The 20,666-nt window shown below is 71.6% G+C and carries 15 protein-coding genes and 1 pseudogene; 3 read left to right on the forward strand and 13 right to left on the reverse strand.

Going from position 1 to position 20,666, the window contains the following annotated elements; translation table 11 throughout:
• Positions 1-6: 6 nt before the first annotated feature.
• The 6 genes from OHO83_RS19720 to OHO83_RS19745 form a co-directional block, all read right to left on the reverse strand.
• Positions 7-1,545 carry a GMC family oxidoreductase gene (locus OHO83_RS19720; RefSeq protein ID WP_266673488.1) on the reverse strand — a complete coding sequence of 513 codons (1,539 nt, stop codon included), beginning with the start codon at positions 1,543-1,545 and terminating at the stop codon, positions 7-9.
• 102 nt (positions 1,546-1,647) lie between these two features.
• Positions 1,648-3,150, reverse strand: coding sequence for an aldehyde dehydrogenase family protein (locus OHO83_RS19725; protein WP_389562954.1), 1,503 nt, complete (start codon positions 3,148-3,150; stop codon positions 1,648-1,650).
• Between the two features lie 379 nt (positions 3,151-3,529).
• Entirely contained in the window at positions 3,530-4,522 is a 993-nt protein-coding gene (locus OHO83_RS19730; RefSeq protein WP_330279676.1) for a malate dehydrogenase, read from the reverse strand.
• A 342-nt stretch (positions 4,523-4,864) separates the two neighbouring features.
• A complete protein-coding gene (locus tag OHO83_RS19735; protein ID WP_330279677.1) occupies positions 4,865-6,001 on the reverse strand; it encodes an XRE family transcriptional regulator in 1,137 nt (378 codons plus the stop codon).
• 644 nt (positions 6,002-6,645) lie between these two features.
• The gene (locus OHO83_RS19740; protein WP_389562951.1) at positions 6,646-7,113 is read right to left on the reverse strand and encodes a DUF3017 domain-containing protein; all 468 of its coding nucleotides are present in this window, start codon (positions 7,111-7,113) and stop codon (positions 6,646-6,648) included.
• Positions 7,103-7,966, reverse strand: coding sequence for a bifunctional methylenetetrahydrofolate dehydrogenase/methenyltetrahydrofolate cyclohydrolase (locus tag OHO83_RS19745; protein WP_266673485.1), 864 nt, complete (start codon positions 7,964-7,966; stop codon positions 7,103-7,105). Before OHO83_RS19745 ends, OHO83_RS19740 begins: the two co-directional genes overlap by 11 nt.
• A 235-nt stretch (positions 7,967-8,201) precedes the next feature.
• Between OHO83_RS19745 and OHO83_RS19750 the strand changes: the two genes are divergently transcribed.
• A complete protein-coding gene (locus OHO83_RS19750) occupies positions 8,202-8,834 on the forward strand; it encodes a proline-rich domain-containing protein (RefSeq protein ID WP_266673484.1) in 633 nt (210 codons plus the stop codon).
• Positions 8,835-9,229: 395 nt separating this feature from the next.
• Here OHO83_RS19750 and purH read toward each other — a convergent pair whose 3' ends face one another.
• Both purH and purN read right to left on the reverse strand, forming a co-directional pair.
• The gene (purH, locus tag OHO83_RS19755; protein WP_329434209.1) at positions 9,230-10,792 is read right to left on the reverse strand and encodes a bifunctional phosphoribosylaminoimidazolecarboxamide formyltransferase/IMP cyclohydrolase; all 1,563 of its coding nucleotides are present in this window, start codon (positions 10,790-10,792) and stop codon (positions 9,230-9,232) included.
• Complete coding sequence (purN, locus tag OHO83_RS19760; RefSeq protein ID WP_266673482.1) at positions 10,789-11,454, reverse strand: phosphoribosylglycinamide formyltransferase; 666 nt, start codon at positions 11,452-11,454, stop codon at positions 10,789-10,791. The genes purH and purN overlap by 4 nt, the downstream gene beginning before the upstream one ends.
• Positions 11,455-11,667: 213 nt before the next feature.
• Between purN and OHO83_RS19765 the strand changes: the two genes are divergently transcribed.
• Positions 11,668-12,510 carry a hypothetical protein gene (locus OHO83_RS19765; RefSeq protein ID WP_330279678.1) on the forward strand — a complete coding sequence of 281 codons (843 nt, stop codon included), beginning with the start codon at positions 11,668-11,670 and terminating at the stop codon, positions 12,508-12,510.
• Between the two features lie 404 nt (positions 12,511-12,914).
• Here the strand turns inward: OHO83_RS19765 and OHO83_RS19770 are convergent.
• Positions 12,915-14,159, reverse strand: a pseudogene (locus OHO83_RS19770) (cell division protein PerM); the annotation flags it as partial.
• Between the two features lie 122 nt (positions 14,160-14,281).
• Here OHO83_RS19770 and OHO83_RS19775 point away from each other — a divergent pair.
• Positions 14,282-15,460 (forward strand): helix-turn-helix domain-containing protein, encoded by a 1,179-nt coding sequence (locus OHO83_RS19775; protein ID WP_329434211.1) that lies wholly within the window; start codon positions 14,282-14,284, stop codon positions 15,458-15,460.
• 115 nt (positions 15,461-15,575) lie between these two features.
• On the opposite strand, the gene sucD is transcribed toward OHO83_RS19775, so the two are convergent.
• From sucD to OHO83_RS19795, 4 genes are all read right to left on the reverse strand, one after another.
• Complete coding sequence (gene sucD / locus OHO83_RS19780; RefSeq protein WP_116510887.1) at positions 15,576-16,457, reverse strand: succinate--CoA ligase subunit alpha; 882 nt, start codon at positions 16,455-16,457, stop codon at positions 15,576-15,578.
• Positions 16,458-16,478: 21 nt separating this feature from the next.
• Positions 16,479-17,660, reverse strand: a complete 1,182-nt coding sequence (gene sucC, locus OHO83_RS19785) for an ADP-forming succinate--CoA ligase subunit beta (RefSeq protein WP_116510889.1) — start codon at positions 17,658-17,660, stop codon at positions 16,479-16,481.
• A 488-nt stretch (positions 17,661-18,148) separates the two neighbouring features.
• The gene (locus OHO83_RS19790) at positions 18,149-19,534 is read right to left on the reverse strand and encodes a hypothetical protein (protein ID WP_330279679.1); all 1,386 of its coding nucleotides are present in this window, start codon (positions 19,532-19,534) and stop codon (positions 18,149-18,151) included.
• 149 nt (positions 19,535-19,683) lie between these two features.
• Positions 19,684-20,652: a hypothetical protein gene (locus OHO83_RS19795; protein WP_266673478.1), complete on the reverse strand. Its 969-nt coding sequence runs from the start codon at positions 20,650-20,652 to the stop codon at positions 19,684-19,686.
• Positions 20,653-20,666: the final 14 nt, after the last annotated feature.

Raw genomic sequence — 20,666 nt, forward strand, 5'->3', positions numbered from 1 at the left:
TACTCATCACGCATCACCACCCAGCAACTCGGCACACTTCTCCCCGACCATGAGCACCCCGATCATCGGGTTCACCGCCGGCATCGTCGGGAAGACGGACGCGTCGGCAATGCGGATCGCCTCAAGACCCCGGATCCTCAACTCCGGGTCCACAACGGCGAGTTCATCATTCTTCGCGCCCATACGACAGGTCCCGGCGGGGTGGTAGACGGTGTGCGCGACCTTGCGCGCGTACTCGCCGAGCTCCTCGTCGTCCACGACGTCGGGCCCGGGGCACACCTCCCGCTTGAGCCAGCCGGCGAGCGGCTCGGTCTTCGCGATCTCCCGCGCGATCTTGATGCCGTCGACCAGCGTGCGGCCGTCGTAGTCGTCCTCGTCCGTGAAGTAACGGAAGTCGAGGGCGGGCTTCTCCTCCGGGTCCGCGCTGGTCAGGTAGAGGCGGCCGCGGCTGCGCGGCTTGGGGATGTTCGGCGTCATCGACACCCCGTGCTCCGGCCTGACATAGCCGAGGCGCTCCGGGTTGTCGGTGAACGGGATTTGGTAGAAGTGGAACATCAGGTCCGGCCCGCTCGCCTCCGGATCACGCTGCACGAAGAGGCCCGCGTCGCTGTCCATCGCGGAGTTGTCGGGGATCGGCCCGTTCGTCTCCCACACGATCACGGACTCAGGGTGGTCGAGCAGGTTCTCGCCGACGCCCGGCAGATCGTGCAGGACCGGGATGCCGAGCTTCTCCAGGTCGGCCTTCGGCCCGATGCCGGAGTGCATGAGCAGCCGCGGCGTGTCGACGGCGCCGGCGCACACGACGACCTCGTGCCGCGCCTCGACGAGCAGTTCCTCGCCGTCCTTCGTCCGCACGTGGACGCCCCGCGCCCGCGTGCCGTCCATCTCCAGCCGGTACGCCCAGGTCTCGAGGAGGAGCGTCAGGTTGGGCCGGTCACCGGCCTCCATGTGCGGGTGCAGATAGGCGACGGAGGCGCTGGAGCGCTTGTTGTTCTCCGGGTGGTACGCGAGGTCGAAGAAGCCGACGCCGTCCTTGAACGGCGCCTTGTTGAAGCCGTCCACGCGCGGCACGCCCGTGGCACTCTGCGCGGCGTCGACGAAGTCGCGGGCGATCGCGTTCCGGTCCTTCTCGTCGACCGCCACGATGTTGTTGCGCAGCTTGCCGAAGTACGGGTCCATCGCCTTGTGGTCCCAGCCCTCGGCACCGGCCGCGGCCCACTCGTCCCAGTCGCCGGGCAGCGGCTTGAACGAGATGAGCGTGTTGTGCGACGAGCAGCCGCCGAGCACCTTGGCGCGGCTGTGCAGGATGTGCGAGTTGCCGCGCGGCTGCTCGGTGGTGGTGTAGCCGTAGTCGAGGTCGCCCCCGAGGAGGCCGAGCCAGCGGCGCAGGGTCAGGACGTCGTCGCGGTCGATGTCGCTCGGGCCGCCCTCGATGACGGCGACGGTGACGTCGGGGTTCTGGGTCAGCCGGGACGCTATGACGGATCCGGCGGTGCCGCCGCCGACGACGACGTAGTCGTAGGTGTTCACGGACTTCTCAGGCATGCGTCAACTCCAAGGTTCTGCGCGTAATGGGCAGTGCGAAGTGCGATCGGCCGGCCCAGCGCGAAAGAAACGGGTGGTCAGCCCGGTGCGAAGGGTGGGTGATCAGCCCGCGAACCAGCGCACGGGCTTCGGCGCCAGGTTCTGGTAGACGTGCTTGGTCTCGCGGTACTCGGCGAGCCCGGCCGGGCCCAGTTCGCGGCCGATGCCGCTCTTGCCGAAGCCGCCCCACTCCGCCTGCGGAAGATAGGGGTGGAAGTCGTTGATCCAGACAGTGCCGTGGCGAAGCCGTCCGGCGACGCGCCGCGCGCGGCCCGCGTCGGCGGTCCAGACGGCGCCGGCGAGCCCGTACTCGGTGTCGTTGGCGAGCGCGACGGCCTCGTCCTCGGTGCGGAACGTCTCGACCGTCAGGACGGGCCCGAAGACCTCCTCGCGGACGACGCGCATCTCGCGGTGGCACTGGTCGAGGACGGTCGGCTCGTAGAAGTACCCGTCGGCGGGGCGTACTTCGCTGGGCTCGGGCCGTTTGCCGCCGCTGCGCAGCACGGCGCCTTCGGCGAGGGCCGACGCCACGTACGACTCGGTCTTGTCGCGCTGCTGCGCGGAGACGAGGGGGCCGCACTCGACGCCGTCCTCGGTACCGCGGCCGAGCCTGATCCTCTCGGCGCGGCGGGCGAGTTCGGCGACGAAGCGCTCGCGCACGGACTCCTCGACGATAAGCCGGGATCCGGCGGAGCAGACCTGTCCGCTGTGGATGAAGGCGGCGTTCAGCGCCTGGTCGACGGCGGTGTCGAAGCCCTCTTCGGTGTCGCAGGAGTCGGCGAAGACGACGTTCGGGTTCTTGCCGCCCAGTTCGAGGGCGATCTTCTTCACGTCGGCGGCCGCGGCCTGCGCGACCTTCGTGCCGCTGATCAGGCCGCCGGTGAAGGAGACGAGGTCGACGTCCGGATGCTCGGCGAGCCGGGCGCCCACGGTGTGGCCGGGTCCGGTCACGATGTTGGCGACGCCCGCGGGAAGACCGGCCTCCGCCAGGAGCTCGATGAGGACCACGGTGGTCAGCGGCGTGATCTCGCTCGGCTTGATGACGAAGGTGTTTCCGGCGGCGAGGGCCGGGGCGACCTTCCAACTGGCCTGGAGGAGCGGGTAGTTCCACGGCGTGATCAGGGAGCAGACACCGACGGGCTCGTGCACGACGACACTGTGGATCTCGTCGGACCCGGCGTCGACGACGCGTCCGCCGCCCTCTCCGACGACCAGATCGGCGAAGTACCGGAAGGCGTCGGCGACACAGTCGACGTCGACGCGCCCCTCCTCGACGGTCTTGCCCGCGTCGCGGCTCTCCAGCAGACCGATCTTCTCCCGGTCGCGTACGAGGAGATCGGCGACGCGGCGCAGCAGAGCGGCGCGCTCGGCGACAGGGGTCGCGGGCCACGTTCCTTCGTCGAAGGCACGGCGGGCGGCGGCGACCGCGGCGTCCGCGTCCTGCGTGCCACCCTCGGCGATCAGCGCGAACGGCTGGGCATCCGCCGGGTCGAGGATCTCGCGCGTGGCCCCGGAGGCGGCGCTGCGCCACTCTCCGTCCACGAAAATGCTCTGGTTTTCAGACACGTCCCGTTTTGCCTTCCGTTCCCGAACAGTCCCCCTGAACATCGCGAGACTCCCTTTTCACGAAGAGCCTGCGACGTCGGAAGCCCCTGCCCTGGGGATCGGAAAGCATGCACAACCCGTGGCCGAAAGTGGTCCGCGTCACCGCATACATGGCCAATAAGTCCGAAAAGTCACGACCGGCGCGACTACTCGTGGTACATGCCCTGTACAAACATGCCCCGTACAGGCACGCCGGGCACAAGAAGTCTGGGCACATACACACCCAGCACGCACATGCCCGGACAAACGCCGCACCCCCGCCCCTCCGGATCGACCGGACGGACGGGGGTGCGGGTAGGGCCGCGTGCAGGTGACTACGGGTACCTGCGGGACGCGTGGATCAGATGAGGCCGAGCTCGCGGACCGCGGCGCGCTCCTCCTCGAGCTCCTTCACCGACGCGTCGATGCGGGCGCGGGAGAACTCGTTGATGTCCAGGCCCTGGACGATCTCGTACTTGCCGTCCTTGGTGGTGACGGGGAAGGAGGAGATCAGGCCCTCCGGGACGCCGTAGGAGCCGTCCGACGGGATACCCATGGAGGTCCAGTCGCCCTCGGCGGTGCCGTTGACCCACGTGTGGACGTGGTCGATCGCGGCGTTCGCGGCCGAGGCGGCCGAGGACGCGCCACGGGCCTCGATGATCGCGGCGCCGCGCTTGGCGACGGTCGGGATGAAGTCGTCGGCCAGCCACTGCTCGTCGCCGCCGATGGCCTCGATGGCCGGCTTGCCCGCGACGGACGCCTGGAAGATGTCCGGGTACTGGGTGGCGGAGTGGTTGCCCCAGATGGTGAGGCGCTTGATGTCCGCGACCGCCGTACCGGTCTTCTTCGCGAGCTGGGTGAGCGCGCGGTTGTGGTCCAGGCGCGTCATGGCCGTGAAGCGGTCGGCCGGTACGTCCGGGGCGGCGGCCTGCGCGATGAGCGCGTTCGTGTTGGCCGGGTTGCCGACGACGAGGACCTTGATGTCGTCCGCGGCGTTGTCGTTGATCGCCTTGCCCTGCGGCTTGAAGATGCCGCCGTTGGCGGAGAGCAGGTCGCCGCGCTCCATGCCCTTGGTGCGGGGGCGGGCGCCGACGAGGAGGGCGACGTTGGCGCCGTCGAACGCGACGTTCGGGTCGTCCGAGATCTCGATGTTCTGCAGCAGCGGGAAGGCGCAGTCGTCGAGCTCCATGGCGGTGCCCTCGGCGGCCTTGAGCGCCGGGGTGATCTCCAGGAGGCGCAGGTTGACCGGCACGTCCGCGCCGAGCAGCTGGCCGGAGGCGATGCGGAAGAGCAGTGCGTAGCCGATCTGGCCGGCTGCGCCGGTGACGGTGACGTTCACGGGAGTGCGGGTCATGGCGTTCTCCGTATGACAGCAGGGCTTTTTTTGATCGATCTCTCGGCATCAAGAGATCCGCCGTCAGGCTATCGCGCCCCGGACCCCCCGCACCTCCGGGTGCATGTGGCCCGCCCCACAGACCACCCACTCCCCGCAACGGGCGGCGACGCGACGGGAGAGGCGTCGTGACGCGAGAGGTGACACAGCGGCAGACGGCCGCCTGCTCGGGAGAGGTGGGCAGACGGCCGCCTGTGGGGGGTGCCACTTGGTGACGACTCCCGTGGGGGTACTGCTCCGCCTGCCCCGGACCGGGGCAGGCATGCCCCCCATGCCGCATCGAATTTCGCGACGCCTCCGCCGTTACTGCGTGCAGCCCTTCTGGCCGGCCTTCAGCGTCGCGCAGGCCTTCGCCTCGCTCGCCTTCGTGACGGCCACCATCGGGGTGTACGCGTCGAGGTCCGCGTTGACGATGCCCTTCTGCACACCGGTCGCGCCGGCCTGCTGGATCCGGACCTCGTCACCCGGCGCGGCCTGCGTGATGCGCGCCCACGCGGCCCCGCACGTCTTGCTGTAGCGGACCTCGATCTTGGCCTGGCCGACGAGCACGGAGTCCGTGGTCCGCGCGAACTCGCCTCCGCAGCCCATCGCCTCGGGGTCCTTGCCGGTGCAGTCCTTGCCGCTGCACCGAACTCCCGCGGGCAGTTCGGGGGCGCTGCTGGTCGGCGTCGCCTGCGGCTTCGCGCCGTCGTCTTTCTCGCCCTTGCCCGCGCCCGTGAGGTACACGGCCGCGGCGATGACGACGAGCGCGCCCACGACACCCGCGAGGAACATCGTCAGCCGGCGCTTGCGCCGCTGCCGGTCCGGCGAACCGCCGCCGGTCCCCGGCTGCCCGGCCGGTCCGGGGCCGCCTCCGCCCGCATAGGCCCCCGCCCCGTCCGCGTACGGAACGCCTCCCCCGGCGCGCTCGCCCGGACGGAACCCCTGCTCCCTCTCGCTCCCGTACGGCAGCGAGTCCTCCAGCGGGGCCCGACCCTGTGGCGGCACGGTCGGTGCGACGCCCGCGGGCCCCGCGACGCCGGTCGCGCCGCCGCCGGACGGCCTGGCCGCCCCGCCGCCGCCCACGCCGCCGTTCTTGCCGCTCTTCGTGGCCGTGGGCCCGAACTCCCCGAGCGCCGCGCGCGCCTGGGAGATCCGTATCGCCTCCATCGTCATGTCGTGACGCATCTCGGAGCGGCTCCAGGCGCGCTCCGCGAGCTCCCACATGGTGGTCAGATGGACCGGATTGGTGCCCGTCACCTCGGCCAAAGTCACGATCGCGCGCTTGGGCGCGAGCAGCCGGCCGTTCAGATACCGCTCCCAGGACGTCTTGCTGTACCCGGTGCGGTCCGCGACCGCGGCGATGCTCAGTCCGCTGCGGTCGACGAGCCTGCGGAGCTGGCTTGCGAACTCCCTGACCTGCGGGTCGAGTTCATCCGGTAGCGCCCTCCAACGAGGCATTACTTCCCCCTATTCCCCCCGTACGTGCCCTGATCCCCCACGCCGCGCCGCACCCCTCGCGCCGACCACGGCCGGCGTCGGACCCGCCGGCCCACTCTGGCTACCCAGTGGGATGCGCGAAGCCAGGATGTCAGTTCCGGGGGCGGGGGCGCACGGGGGCATTCGACGGCGTTCGGCCCACCGGCGTGCACCGTTGCACAACCGGAGGCCCGCGGTCCAGTGTCCCACCGGGGTCCCCCGCCCCCGCGTGGAACCCCGAACGCCCCAGCTCAGCGCCTGGGTCGCCCCGGACCGTCCCGATTACCCACGTTAACCCCGCTGTTGAGGCAACCGATGGTAAATCCGCGAACTTGTCGATACATCAACACACTTCGGCACAGGAGGAATGGAGCATTACGGGAAGCGTCCGGCGGACCGATCGTTGCCGTCCTCGCACACCGTGGCGGAATGGTCACTTCCGTGCCACAGCGGCCCGCTCAACCTTGAAGGACACCTGACGCGTCCATGACTCTGATGACCACGGCGAGGAGATCTCCACGGCGAGGGCGAGGCCCACGTGGACGACCCGGACCCCAAAGACCGGCGGCGCCCGTCCTCCCTCGGGGGAGAGGACGGGCGCCGCCTCTGTGCGTGCGCCGCGGGTCTCAGCTGATCGTGAAGTGCAGCGTGTCGTTCAGGAACGGGATGACCAGCCAGGGGCTCGGCTGCACCATCAGCGCGAGCAGCACGATGACGACGCCCAGGAACCCGTACGTCACCATGTCGGTGAAACGGGAGCGCACCGCGAGCATGCCCACGGACGGGAGCGTCCAGCGCAGCACCGCACCGCCGATCAGGGCGACGCCGATCAGCAGCGTCCCGACGCGGAACACGTCGAACGCGGTGAGCAGCAGTCCGACGCCCACCAGCGATATCACCGCGAGGATCGGCCACTGCCGCGCCGGGGCCGGGGCATCGCCCGGCGCCGCGCGGCCGCCGCCCTCGGGGCGCGCCGTGTCCCTGGTGAAGAGCGGGAACCGGCGCGAGACGCGCCGCGGCTTCCCCTCGGGGTCCGGGGCCGACACCACACCCTCGGCACCTTCCGGGGTGCCGGTGCCGGCGTCAGCCGACACCGTTCGCGTTCCTTTCGGCCGCCTCGACCACGTTCACGAGGAGCTGGGCACGGGTCATGGGGCCGACGCCGCCCGGGTTCGGGGAGATCCACCCGGCGACCTCGGTGACGCCCGGGTGGACATCGCCGACGATCTTGCCGTTCTCGTCGCGCGAGACGCCGACGTCGAGCACGGCGGCGCCCGGCTTGATGTCCTCGGGCTTGATCAGATGCGGGACGCCCGCGGCGGCGACGACGATGTCGGCGCGCTTGAGGTGGGCGGCCAGGTCACGGGTGCCGGTGTGGCACTGGGTGACGGTCGCGTTCTCGGACTTGCGGGTGAGCAGCAGCGGCATCGGACGGCCGATGGTGACGCCGCGGCCGACGACCACGACCTCCGCGCCGTTGATCTGCACGCCGTGCTCGCGCAGCAGCGTGATGATGCCGAAGGGGGTGCAGGGCAGCGGCGCCGGCTCGTTCAGGACGAGGCGGCCGAGGTTCATCGGGTGCAGGCCGTCCGCGTCCTTGGCCGGGTCCATCAGCTCCAGGATGCGGTTCTCGTCGATGCCCTTGGGCAGCGGGAGCTGGACGATGTAGCCGGTGCAGGCGGGGTCCTCGTTGAGCTCGCGGACGACCGCCTCGATCTCCTCCTGCGTGGCGGTGGCCGGCAGGTGGCGCTGAATGGAGGCGATCCCGACCTGGGCGCAGTCGCGGTGCTTGCCCGCGACGTACTTCTGGCTGCCCGGGTCCTCACCGACCAGGACGGTGCCGAGGCCGGGCGTGACGCCCTTCTCCCTCAGGGCCGCCACGCGGGCGGACAGATCGGACTTGATCGTGGCTGCGGTGGCCTTGCCATCGAGAATCTGGGCGGTCATGCCCCCATCTTCGCGGATGGGACCGCCCCGGTTCCAATCCGGGCGTCCCAGCTTGATCACCGTTGTTGCACTTCCACAACGCATACGGAATGCGGCTGGACAAATAAGCCGCACCTAAAGAACCATGAGCGGCAACAGTGCCGCGGGCAGTACCGGGGGGACGACCGCTCTGTAGACCTTTCCTCCACTTGGTGCCGCGCGTTGTCCCCGCACTAAGGCAACGGAGGAAACAGCCATGAGTTTCGGCGACCCGAACAACCCCTACGGTCCGCCGCAGGGCCAGCCCGGCCAGCAGCCCGGCTACCCGCCGCAGGCTCCCCAGGGCCAGCCCGGTTACGGCTACCCGCAGGCACCGCAGGGCGTCCCGCCGCAGCAGGGTTACGGCTACCCGCAGGGCCAGCCCGCGTACCCCGGCTTCCCCGGCGGCAATGTCATGCCGATCGAGATGCCCGGCCTGATGAAGACCGCGCGCGTGCTCCTGTTCATCCTCGCCGGCTTCCAGCTCCTCTTCGGCATCATCGCGGGCATCGCGGTCGGCGCGGCCCAGGACGTGTCCAACGGCGTCGGCTCCGGTGACGCCACGGACACGCTGGCCGGGCTCGGCTTCGTCATCGCGGCTCTCATGGTGGCCCTCGGCGCCCTGTCGATCTTCCTGGGCGTCAAGTTCAAGAACGGCGGAAGCGGCATCCGCATCACGACGATCGTCTACGCGTCGCTGATGATCATCGGTGGCCTCGTGAACACGGTCAACGGCGGCGGCGGTTCGGCGACCTTCGGCGGACTCATCTCGCTCGCCATCGCCGGCATCATCCTCGGCTCCATGGTGAACAGCGCCGCGTCCACCTGGTTCAACCGCCCGCGCTACTGATCGAGTTCACAGCGAACCAGGGGTTTTCCACGCTTGACCCGTAAGGGCCGCTCTCTCCCGTCGCAAGGGGAGCGCGGCCCTTCGAGGTAGGGGCGTGCAGGGCGGCCAACAGCTTCGACTTCGGCTTCTGCAGGTGCCGGCCCCGGCACGTCCGCAACTGGACGGGGGACGGCCCGTTCACCGGCAACCGGACGCCCGGCACCGCCTCGAAGTTCTCCGACAGGGACAGCAGCGCCCGCCGGACGTCGACGGCCTGCCGGTCCGGACGGGCGACGCGGGACCGAACCGGTCCCTCAAGCCCCGCGGACCCTGACCGCCGGAGCGCCACGGGGAACGACCGCGGGCCGTGCCTTCACAGGGAAGGCACGGCCCGCGGTCGTGTGCGAGGGGTCCGCTCAGTGGAAGAAGTGGCGCGTGCCGGTGAAGTACATCGTCACGCCCGCCTTCTTCGCGGCCTCGATGACCTGCTCGTCACGGATGGACCCGCCGGGCTGGACGATCGCCTTCACGCCGGCGTCGATCAGGATCTGCGGCCCGTCCGGGAACGGGAAGAACGCGTCCGACGCGGCGAAGGAGCCGCGCGCCCGCTCCGCGCCCGCGCGCTCCACGGCCAGCTTGCAGGAGTCGACGCGGTTGACCTGACCCATGCCGACGCCGACCGAGGCGCCGTCCTTGGCCAGCAGGATCGCGTTGGACTTCACCGCGCGGCACGCCTTCCAGGCGAACGCCAGCTCGTCGAGCTCGCCCGGGGACAGCGCGTCGCCCGTGGCGAGGGTCCAGCTCGCCGGGTTGTCGCCGTCGGCCTGGACGCGGTCGGTGACCTGGAGGAGCGCGCCGCCGTCGATCTGCTTCGTCTCGACGACCGCCGACGGGCCCTGGTGGGCTCGCAGCACGCGGATGTTCTTCTTCTTGGTGAGGGCCTCGAGCGCGCCGTCCTCGTACTCGGGCGCGACGATGACCTCGGTGAAGATCTCCGCGACCTGCTCGGCCATCTCCTTGGTGACCGGGCGGTTCACGGCGATCACACCGCCGTACGCGGAGACCGGGTCACAGGCGTGCGCCTTGCGGTGCGCCTCGGCGACGCTCGACGCGACCGCGACGCCGCACGGGTTGGCGTGCTTGATGATCGCGACGCACGGGTCGTCGTGGTCGTACGCGGCACGGCGCGCGGCGTCCGTGTCCGTGTAGTTGTTGTACGACATCTCCTTGCCGTGCAGCTGCTCGGCCTCGGCGAGACCGCCGGTGCCGTCGACGTAGAGGGCGGCGCCCTGGTGCGGGTTCTCGCCGTAGCGCAGGACGTTCTTGCGCTCGTACGTCGCGCCGAGGAACTCGGGGAAGCCGCTCTCGTCGGCGGCCGCGTAGCCGTCGGCGAACCAGGACGCCACCGCGACGTCGTACGCCGCCGTGTGCTGGAAGGCCTCACCGGCGAGACGCTTGCGGGCGGTCAGGTCGAAGCCGCCGTCGCGGACGGCCGAGAGGACGTCGGCGTACCGGGCGGGGCTGGTGACGACGGCCACCGACGGGTGGTTCTTGGCGGCGGCGCGCACCATCGAGGGGCCGCCGATGTCGATCTGCTCGACACACTCGTCGGGAGTGGCGCCCGAGGCGACGGTCTCCTTGAAGGGGTACAGGTTCACGACGACGAGCTGGAAGGGCTCCACGCCGAGCTCGGCGAGCTGGCGCTGGTGGTCCTCCAGGCGCAGGTCGGCGAGGATGCCCGCGTGGATCTTCGGGTGCAGCGTCTTGACGCGCCCGTCGAGGCACTCGGGGAAGCCCGTGAGCTCCTCGACCTTCGTGACGGGAACCCCGGCGGCGGCGATCTTCGCAGCGGTCGAGCCGGTCGACACCAGCTCCACGCCCGCCTCGTGCAGCCCGCGCGCGAGGTCTTCCAGACCGGTCTTGTCGTAGACGCTGACGAGCGCCCGGCGAATGGGCCGCTTGTTGCTCTCGGCGGTCACTGGATAACTACCTTTCGTCCCTCAATGCGATAGCCGTTGCGGGCCAGACGCCCCACGACATCGACGAGCAGCCTGCGCTCGACTTCCTTGATGCGCTCGTGCAGAGCGCTCGCGTCGTCCTCGTCCCGGACCTCGACCACGCCCTGAGCGATGATCGGGCCGGTGTCGACGCCGTCGTCGACGAAGTGGACGGTGCATCCGGTGACCTTGGCGCCGTACGCGAGCGCGTCGCGCACACCATGGGCCCCGGGAAAACTGGGGAGCAGGGCGGGGTGCGTGTTCACGAACCGCCCCCCGAACCGGGCGAGGAACTCCTTGCCCACGATCTTCATGAACCCGGCCGAGACCACCAGGTCCGGTTCGTACGCCGCCGTGGCCTCGGCGAGCGCCCGGTCCCACTCGTCACGGGTGGCGAAGTCCTTCACCCGGCAGACGAAGGTGGGCAGGCCGGCGCGTTCGGCGCGCTCGAGCCCGGCGATGGAGTCACGGTCGGCGCCGACGGCCACGATCTCGGCGCCGTAGCCCTCCGCGCCCTCGGCCGCGAGGGCGTCGAGCAGAGCCTGCAGATTCGTGCCTGATCCGGAGACCAGCACGACGAGCCGCTTGGCCACAGCGAGGGCCTTTCTCGGGAGTGCGTTTGTAGGGTCGCACAAAGGCTTCATGGTTCCCGATACGGGGAACTCTACGAAGCGGTCGACCGTCAGCAACGATACCGGCACATGGAGCGGCCCCCACGGGACGGGGGCGCGGCCGGAAGGTAGCGTCTGTGGCGGATTCGCCGACCGAAGGAACGCCGCCCGCTCGCGGGACGTTCACTTCAGGACGGGCTCGCCCGCAGCCGCGCCACGATCGACCTAGGGGAAGACGCACACCTGATGCCGGACCGAAGCCTCCGCCTGCCGCTGCTGCCCGCCGGCTCGACCCTGTTGCGCGAAGGCCGTCCCACGCCTCCTCCGCCCCAGGACACACCACCCGACTCCTCGGATTCCTCCAAGAAGTCCCCTGAGTCCCCCGAGTCGTCCAAGCTCTCCAAGCCCTCCAAGGACGACAACCCGTTCGCGCCGCCGCCCGAGGGCTCGCCCGACCGCCCGTGGCAGCCGCGCCGCCCCGAGGGCGGCCAGGACGGGCAGGGCGACGGGTCGGGCGGGGGCCGGAACCCGTGGGGCGGCCAGTGGAGCGACCGGCAGCCGGGCCGCGCCCAGGGCGGCGGCTTCGGCGACCGCCCCGGCCAGGGCGGACCCGGCGGCCAGGGTGGACCCGGCGGCCAAGGCGGGCCCGAAGGCCCCCAGGGGCCCGGCTCCGGCATGCGCTGGGACCCGACGGACCCGGCCCAGCGCCGCGCGCGGTACGCCCTGCTCTCCGGCATGTGGGGCTTCTTCTTCGCCCTGTTCAGCTGGCCCTACGTGGCGCTGCTGCTCGGCGCGCTCGCCCTGTACTGGGGCATCAGCGCCCTGCGCGCCAAGCCCCGCAAGCCGAACCCGGACGCCCCGGCCCCCACGGGTCCCGCCACCGGATCGAGACCGCAGACCACGGCGGCCGTCAGCGGCCTGGTCACCGGCTCCCTCGCCCTGGCACTGGTCGCCGCCACGTTCACGGCACAGCTGGTCTACAGCGACTACTACACGTGCGTGAACGACGCGCTGACCAGCGCGTCCCAGAAGGCGTGCAACGACAAGCTCCCCAAGGAACTGCGGACGCTGCTCGGCACGCGCGACTAGGACGGGTCCCGCGGCTCCTCGGGGGCCGCGCCTCCGCGCTCGCCGGCCCCCTCGTCCGGGTCCGTGTCCCTGCTCGTGTCCGACGCGTCCTTGAGCGCTGCCCAGCGCGCTTCCCTCGTGGCCTCGTCCGGCCAGAGCCCGTCCGGGAAGGGGTCCGCGGAGAACGGGTCCGCGGGGAAGAAGTCGTACGGCTCGAACGCGGCGTCGTGCGACTTTGCCCGCACTGCCTGGGTCGCCCCCTCCCGGCTCCGGCGCGGCAGCCAGCTCTTCGGGGACGGGAACCGGGGGCGCCGCCACCACGACGCGGCCCGCTCCTCCAGCGCTTCCCCGTCCCCCTCCTCGAGCGGCTCAACGACCCGCTCATCGCGCGGCACCCTGACCCGCCCGGCCCGTAGTCCCACTGCCACCGGCACCCCCACCAGCGCCGTCCACCCCGTAGCCGCGAGCCCTGTCAGCCACCCCACGGGCCCGAACTCCGCGAGTCCCGCGACGCCCATCGGCCCGCCGGCCGCCCTCGCGAGCCCCGCGAAGACCAGCCCGCACAGCACCGCCGCGACGGCCGCCGCCATCGCCGTACTCCCCCGCGACCACGCCTCGTCCCGCTTCCCGCGCCGGGGAGCCGCCGCCCCCGCCACGAACCACGCCACCGTCAGCCCGGCCACGACCGGCACCGCCCCCGCCGACCAGGTGAGCGGCGACCCGGGACCCGGCTCCGGCACCACCGCGAGCAGTGGGAACGCGGGCAGCAGCGGCCCCGACGACACCCCGAGCGGCCCGGCCACGCTTCCCCCGCCGAGCGCGACGCCGGGCCCGAGCGCGTAAGCGGCGCCCCACACCGCCGCGTTGGGCACCAGCGCGGCGGCCAGCAGGAGCACCGCGAGCCGTCCCGACCACACGTTCGTCATCTGCTCGAACGAATGCCGCACCGCCCCTTCGTGCCACACCGTCGACGCCGCCACGATCAGCGCGCCGCCCGCCACGAGCACGAGCACCCCGGCGGCCGCGGCCCGCGCGGCGACCGGCAGCAGACGTCGTACGAACACCTCGCGCCTGCCGTCCGGGAGGGCGTCGAGGCGATGGCGCAGGGATGCGGGCAGCGGGGTGGGCGGGCGGCCGTGGGCCGTCCAGATCCCGGCGCCCGCGGCGGCCACGGCGACGGCCGTCAGATGCGCGGTGACGCTCGGCCAGGCCGGCCGCAGTTCACCGCCCGAGGCGTAGAACGCGGCGCCGCCGCCCACCAGCAGATACCCGGCCACCACCCAGCACCACGCTGTCCGCCAGGCCAACTGCGGGCCGTCGCCCTCGCTCTCCGCCGCGTCGCGTGCCCCACGGTGCAGCAGCCACACCGGAAGCACCAGAAGGAGCAGCGGCGCGACACCGATCGGCGCAGGGGTCCCGGAGAGGGTGTCCGTCCTGATGACCTCGGCGCCGTGCGCGAGCAGCCACAGCGCGGCGGCGGCGTGCAGAGCACCGCCGGGACCGCTGTCCGGATAGGGCGAACTGATCCACAGCACCATGACGAGCACGGCGGACGAGCCGAGCCCGAGCCCGGCCGCGAGGACCCCGCCGAGGAAGCAGGCGGCAGGCCCCGAAGAGCGGTCACGCACACGGGAGAGCAGGAGCGGCAACGACAGGCCACGGTCGGTCATTTGGGTCACGCGGCCATGCTCCCAATGACACACGCTTTAGTCGCGTAACAGGCGAAGACCGGATGTGTCGCCCAAGATACGTTTATGTAGTTTTTCACGCGAAAGGGTGTGTTGAGTTCCCTATGACACAGAGCCCTGCCTCCCCGCTGCCGCCCCCCAAGGAGCGCCGTAGGCTCCGCGAGTCGACGTCGCTGACCCAGGCTCAGGTCGCCGCGAAGATAGGCGTCACCAGCGAAACGGTCCGCGCATGGGAATCCGGACGGAGCACCCCGAGAGGCCACAAGAGGGAGACGTACGCGAAGTTCCTGGCGAGCGTCGAGGCGGAGGGACCGGCACCGGCCGCCAAGGCCGCGGCCACCGCCACGGCGACGCCCGTCCGGAGCAGACGATCCGTCGGGCGTTGGGACTCCGCCCCGCTCGACCAGGGCCAGGAGCGCGGCGGAGGGTGGGTGCGGGCGGCGGCCGAGGCCGCAGCGGGCGAGAGCCCCGGACCGGCGGCGTCCCCGGACGACGCCACGGAGGCCTTCGACCGGCTCTACGCCTACGCGGCCCCCGGCCTGGTCCGCCAGGCCTACCTCCTCACCGGCCGCCGCACCCTCGCCAGGGAGTCCGTGGAGCGCGCCTTCCAGCTCGCCTGGGAGCGCTGGCCCGAGGTCGCCGTGGACCGCGATCCCGCCGGCTGGGTCAGGGCCGCCGCGTACGAGTACGCCATGTCGCCCTGGCACCGGCTCCGCCCGAGCCACCGGCACCCCGAGGCGCCGCCCGCCGACGCCGACGACCGCGCGCTGCTCGACGTACTCCTGAGCCTGCCGTCCTCGTACCGCCGCACCCTGCTCCTCTACGACGGGGTCGGGCTCGATCTGCCCGAGACCGCGGCCGAGACGGAGGCCACCACGCCCGCGGCGGCGCAGCGGCTGCTCCATGCGCGGGAGGCCGTCGCCGAGCAGCTGCCCGCCCTCGCCGTGCCCGACCAGCTCCACCGGCGCCTGACCGAACTCGCGGGCGCCGAGAAGCTCCAGGCCCCCAAGTCGACCCTCGTCCGCACGGAGGGCGAGCGCCGGACCCGGTTCTGGACCCGTTCGGCCATCGCCTTCACCGTCCTGATCGTCGGCGCGACGGCCTTCACGGTGCGCATGGCCCCGGCCCGCTACGAACCCGTCCCCGCCCCTGGCGCCGTGATCAGCGGCGTACCGCCGCGGACGGGGCCGGGACCGCTCACGCAGGCCGACAAGAAGCTGCGCGACAAGCTGCACAAGTCGGCGATGAGCGGCCCGCACCGCCTCGCCCCCGAGGTCGACTGAGCCTCCACGGGCTTTCCCGTACGGCGTGCCGCAGGGGCTTCTCGCGCGGACGAACGCCAGTGGGCCCGCACCCCCGGAAGGGTGCGGGCCCACTGATGTCAGGCAGGTGGCGGAACTACGAGAGCAGCTCGCGCGCCAGCTTGGCCGTCTCGGTCGGCGTCTTGCCGACCTTCACGCCGGCGGCCTCGAGGGCCTCCTTCTTGGCCTGTGCGGTGCCAGAAGAGCCGGACACGATCGCGCCCGCGTGACCCATCGTCTTGCCCTCGGGGGCGGTGAAGCCCGCGACGTAGCCGACGACCGGCTTGGTGACGTGCTTGGCGATGTAGTCCGCCGCACGCTCCTCGGCGTCGCCGCCGATCTCGCCGATCATGACGATCAGGTCGGTGTCGGGGTCGGCCTCGAACGCCTCGAGGGCGTCGATGTGCGTCGTACCGATGACCGGGTCGCCACCGATGCCGACGGCGGACGAGAAGCCGATGTCACGGAGCTCGTACATCATCTGGTACGTCAGCGTGCCGGACTTCGAGACCAGACCGATGCGGCCCGGCTTCGTGATGTCGCCCGGGATGATGCCGGCGTTCGACTGGCCCGGGGTGATGAGACCGGGGCAGTTCGGGCCGATGATGCGGGTCTTGTTGCCCTTCGACTTCGCGTACGCCCAGAAGGCGGCGGAGTCGTGGACGGCGATGCCCTCGGTGATGACGACCGCGAGGGGGATCTCGGCGTCGATCGCCTCGACGACGGCGGCCTTGGAGAAGGCCGGCGGCACGAAGAGGACGGACACGTTGGCGCCCGTCGCCTCCATGGCCTCCTTGACCGTCCCGAAGACCGGGACCTCGGTGCCGTCGAAGTCGACGGAGGTGCCGGCCTTGCGCGGGTTCACGCCGCCGACGATGTTCGTGCCGTCACCGAGCATGAGCTTGGTGTGCTTCATGCCCGTGGCACCGGTCATGCCCTGGACGATGACCTTGCTGTCCTTGGTGAGGAAGATAGCCATGGTGGTCTGAGTCCCTCTTCCTTACTTCGCAGCCGCGGCGAGCTCGGCGGCCTTGTCGGCCGCGCCGTCCATGGTGTCCACACGCTGGACGAGCGGGTGGTTGGCGTCGCTGAGGATCTTGCGACCCAGCTCCGCGTTGTTGCCGTCGAGTCGCACGACCAGCGGCTTGGTGACCTCTTCGCCCTTGTCGGCGAGGAGCGCCAGGGCCTGCACGATGCCGTTGGCGACCTCGTCACACGCGGTGATGCCACCGAAGACGTTGACGAACACGGACTTGACGTCCGGGTCGCCGAGGATGATCTCCAGGCCGTTCGCCATCACCTGGGCGGACGCGCCGCCACCGATGTCGAGGAAGTTGGCCGGCTTCACGCCGCCGTGGTTCTCACCGGCGTACGCGACGACGTCCAGGGTCGACATGACCAGACCGGCACCGTTACCGATGATGCCGACCTCGCCGTCGAGCTTGACGTAGTTGAGGTTCTTGGCCTTGGCGGCAGCCTCGAGCGGGTTGGCTGCGTCCTTGTCCTCGAGCGCCTCGTGCTCGGGCTGGCGGAAGTCCGCGTTCTCGTCGAGGGAGACCTTGCCGTCAAGGGCGATGACCTTGCCGGAGGCGACCTTGGCGAGCGGGTTCACCTCGACCAGGAGGGCGTCCTCCTTGATGAAGGTGTCCCACAGGGTGACGAGGATGTCGGCGACCTGGTCGGCGACCTCGGCCGGGAACTTCGCCTTGGCGACGATCTCCTGGGCCTTCTCCTTGGAGACACCCTCGTTGGCGTCGACCGGCACCTTCGCGAGGGCGTCGGGGTTCTCCTCCGCGACGACTTCGATCTCCACGCCGCCCTGGACGGACGCCATGGCGAGGAAGGTGCGGTTGGTGCGGTCGAGGAGGTACGAGACGTAGTACTCCTCGAGGATCTCCGGAGCGGTCTCGGCGATCATCACCTTGTGGACCGTGTGGCCCTTGATGTCCATCCCGAGGATGTCCGTCGCGCGGGCGACGGCCTCGTCCGGGGTGGCGGCGAGCTTGACGCCGCCTGCCTTGCCACGGCCGCCGACCTTCACCTGCGCCTTGACGACCGACTTGCCGCCCAGTCGCTCGGTGGCCTCGCGCGCCGCCTCAGGCGTGTCGATGACTTCACCGGCCAGCACCGGTACACCGTGCTTGGCGAAGAGGTCCCTCGCCTGGTACTCGAACAGGTCCACGCGCGTCCGTCCCTTTTCCGTGATCTCGCTGCGATCTCGCTGCTTTGTGGTCAGCTGTCTGCGTGGGCGTGCCGCGAAGGGCAACGTGACTGCGCTGTCACAGGGGAGGCGTAGGACGGAGTCCGGTACGCGGCATGTCCGTCTCGCAGGTTATCGCCGCTCGCCCGGGGTCCCTAAATCGCAGATCACACCTGAGCGGTGATAACAGTCACAGAGCGGGGCCCCACCGGCCTGGGGTGCGCCCGGTGGGGCCCCTGAGAGCCCCTGAAAGACCCGGTGGGAGGACCTGGAGAGCCCTGCCACCGGACCGCGAAGGGCCCGGGCGGGTGATCCTCACCCCAATGGGGACCACCCGCCGCCATCTGCCGGGCCGGGCCCGGCCTGTCACTCCGGTCCCCGGCTGCCCGCAGACGACGTATTCAGTCCGCCTGCTTCAGTGCGCCGACGCGCCCCGCGGTTGCGGAGGCGGACTTCTCAGTTGCGGAACCTCAGATGCCGAAGCCGTTGGCGGCGGCGTCCGTGGCGCTCGTCAGGTAGCTGGGGGCGACCGAGGCGGCCACGCCCTGGACACCCTGGACCGCGTTCCCGGCGAGCGGCTGCGCGTCGGCGCCGACCGTGCCGGTCAGGTCCCGCGCGAACGGCGAGACCTCACCGACGACCCCGCCGGCGAACGGCGTCACGTCGCCGACCACACCACCGGCGAACGGCGCGACGTCGCCCACGACGCCCTGCGCCAGGTACGTCGCGCTGCCGCCGACGCCCTGCACGACCGGCTGAACCTGGTCGTACACGGCCTGCACGAGGGGCTGGACCGCGCCGACGACACCGCCCGTGAACGGCGTCACGTCGTCCGCGACGACCGACTGCGCGAAGGGCTGGACCTGGCCCACGACCCCGTCCGTGAACGGCGTGACGTGGCCGACGACGCCGCCGGCGAACGGCGTCACGTCGCCGACCGCACCGCCCGCGAGCGTGCCGACGTCACCGACGGCCTGTCCGGCGACCGGGACCACGCCGTGCACGGCGGTCGCGGCGATGGGGGGAAGCGCCGCGGCCGAGGTCTCGTCGACGACGGGACCGGCGGCGGTCGTCACTCCGCCCACGGCACCGGAGGCGGCGGCCGGAACGTTCTGGGCGTAGCCCGGGACCTGCGCCGCGGTGCCGTACGCCTGGGCGGCGATGCCCTGGACCTGGGCGGTGGCGCCCTGGACCCGGCCCTGCGCGCCGGTCACCGTGCGGTCGACGTCGGGGGCGAACGCGGACAGGGGGCCGAACAGGTAGTCGATCTCCTGGGTGGCGCCGTCCTGGACGGCTGCGGCCCGGTCGCCGGCGTTCTGCGCGACGGCGCCCGCCGACACGTCCGGGACCCCGGCGGTGTGGGCGTGCGCGGCACGGGCGGCGGCAGTGCGGGCGGTGTCGGCGACGGTGGTGACGCCCTCGACGTAGGTGCGGGCCTGCTGCTTGGCGTGCGCGGCGGCCGCCTCGACCCGGGCGTCGGCGTGCCGGACGGTGCCCTGGGCGCCGGTGACAGCCGGACCGGCCTGGGGAGCGGCCTTGGCGGCGGTGCCGGAGACCGTGCCGGAGACGGTGGTGGCGGCGCCGGACGCGGTCGTCCGGGCCTGGCCGGTCACGCCCGTCACGGTGTCCTGGGCCTTGCCGGTGACCGAGCCGACGGTGCCGTGGGTGACGTCGTCGACGGTGCCCTGGACGTGGGAGACCGTGCCCTGCACGTCGGCGACCACGTCGCCGGCAAGGTCGGGCACCGCCACGGAGTGGGCGGGCATTTCGTCGGCGCTGGCGACGGCGGAGCCGAGCGCCCACGCTCCGGAGACGCCGGCGGCTATCACGATGGAACGGCGGATGTTCTTGTTCATGCTTGCGTCAGATCCTTCGAATTCTCATGTCCGGTCCCGCGCTGGAGTGGTCCAGCGGTGGGCCGGCGGCGTCCGGCCGGAGTGGTCCGGTCGGCGGGCAGACCTGTGCCGCCCCCGCGCGGCAGGTCACGTGCGGGGAACGGGCTGCCCTAGCCGGGGAATTCGGGGATGTCTCGGTGCCTGTCGCGGGTGGGCGCGGCGTGGGAGGGCGCCGTCGCCCCGGGCACCAGCCGGGCCGTCGCGCCGCTGCCGAAGGCCGCCGCGGCGAGATCGGAGTGCCGCGTCGAACTGCCGTCCCCAGCCGACTGACCGACCGCACTGCCACTGGGGAACGCGGGGGCGGGGGTCGAGGCTCCGGCCGCCTTTGCGGCCGGGGTCCGTGCGGGTACGACATCGGCGCCTGCCGGGGCGAACACGTCGCCGACGGCTTCGGCTGCCTCTCGCTTGCCGGGCCGCGCGGCATCACTGTGCCCGGCGGCCGCATGAGTTCCGGCGCTCGGAGCCGGTGCCGCGTGGGCGCCGTCCCCTGCCGGACCGAGGGTGCCGGGCTCGCCGGGCCCGCCCGGGATGCCGGGCAGGCCCGGCATCGACGGCGGTGCGGGCAGGAAGCGCGGCGGCGCCTCGTCGGCGAGCTCACCGACGATCCCTCCGGCGAACTCACCCGCTTCCCGGACCTCTTCCCGTACGGCGTCCCGGACCGTTCCCCGCACTTCGCGTACTTCTCGTGCGACGGGTGCGGCGACCCGGGTCCGGACCGGCTCGACCACGCGCTTCCTGACGGGCTCCACGGCTTGCTCCCGCACGGCCCCGACTGCGCGGGAACCGGTGGCGGCACGCGTGTGGTGTGCCGCCCGCTCGGGGACGGATGCGTGAACCGGCGCGTGAGCGGTGGCGTTCACGGTCGTGTGCACGGCTGTGTGAACCGTCTGCTCTCCGGCGGCATCCGTCGGCGGCAGAACTCCCTCCGCCGCATGCGCCCTCCCCCCGCACAGCAGGCCCAGCACGATCAGGCCGCCCGCAAGGAACATCACCCGGAGCGCCACGTTCAGCGCACGCCGCCCGGCCGCTGCGCGCACGACGCGCGGAGCGGCAACAGGCAGAGCGATCGGGGAAGCCAAGGTGGGGGAACCCT

The organism is Streptomyces sp. NBC_00569 (assembly GCF_036345255.1).
In the GTDB taxonomy this organism is placed as follows: Bacteria; Actinomycetota; Actinomycetes; order Streptomycetales; family Streptomycetaceae; genus Streptomyces.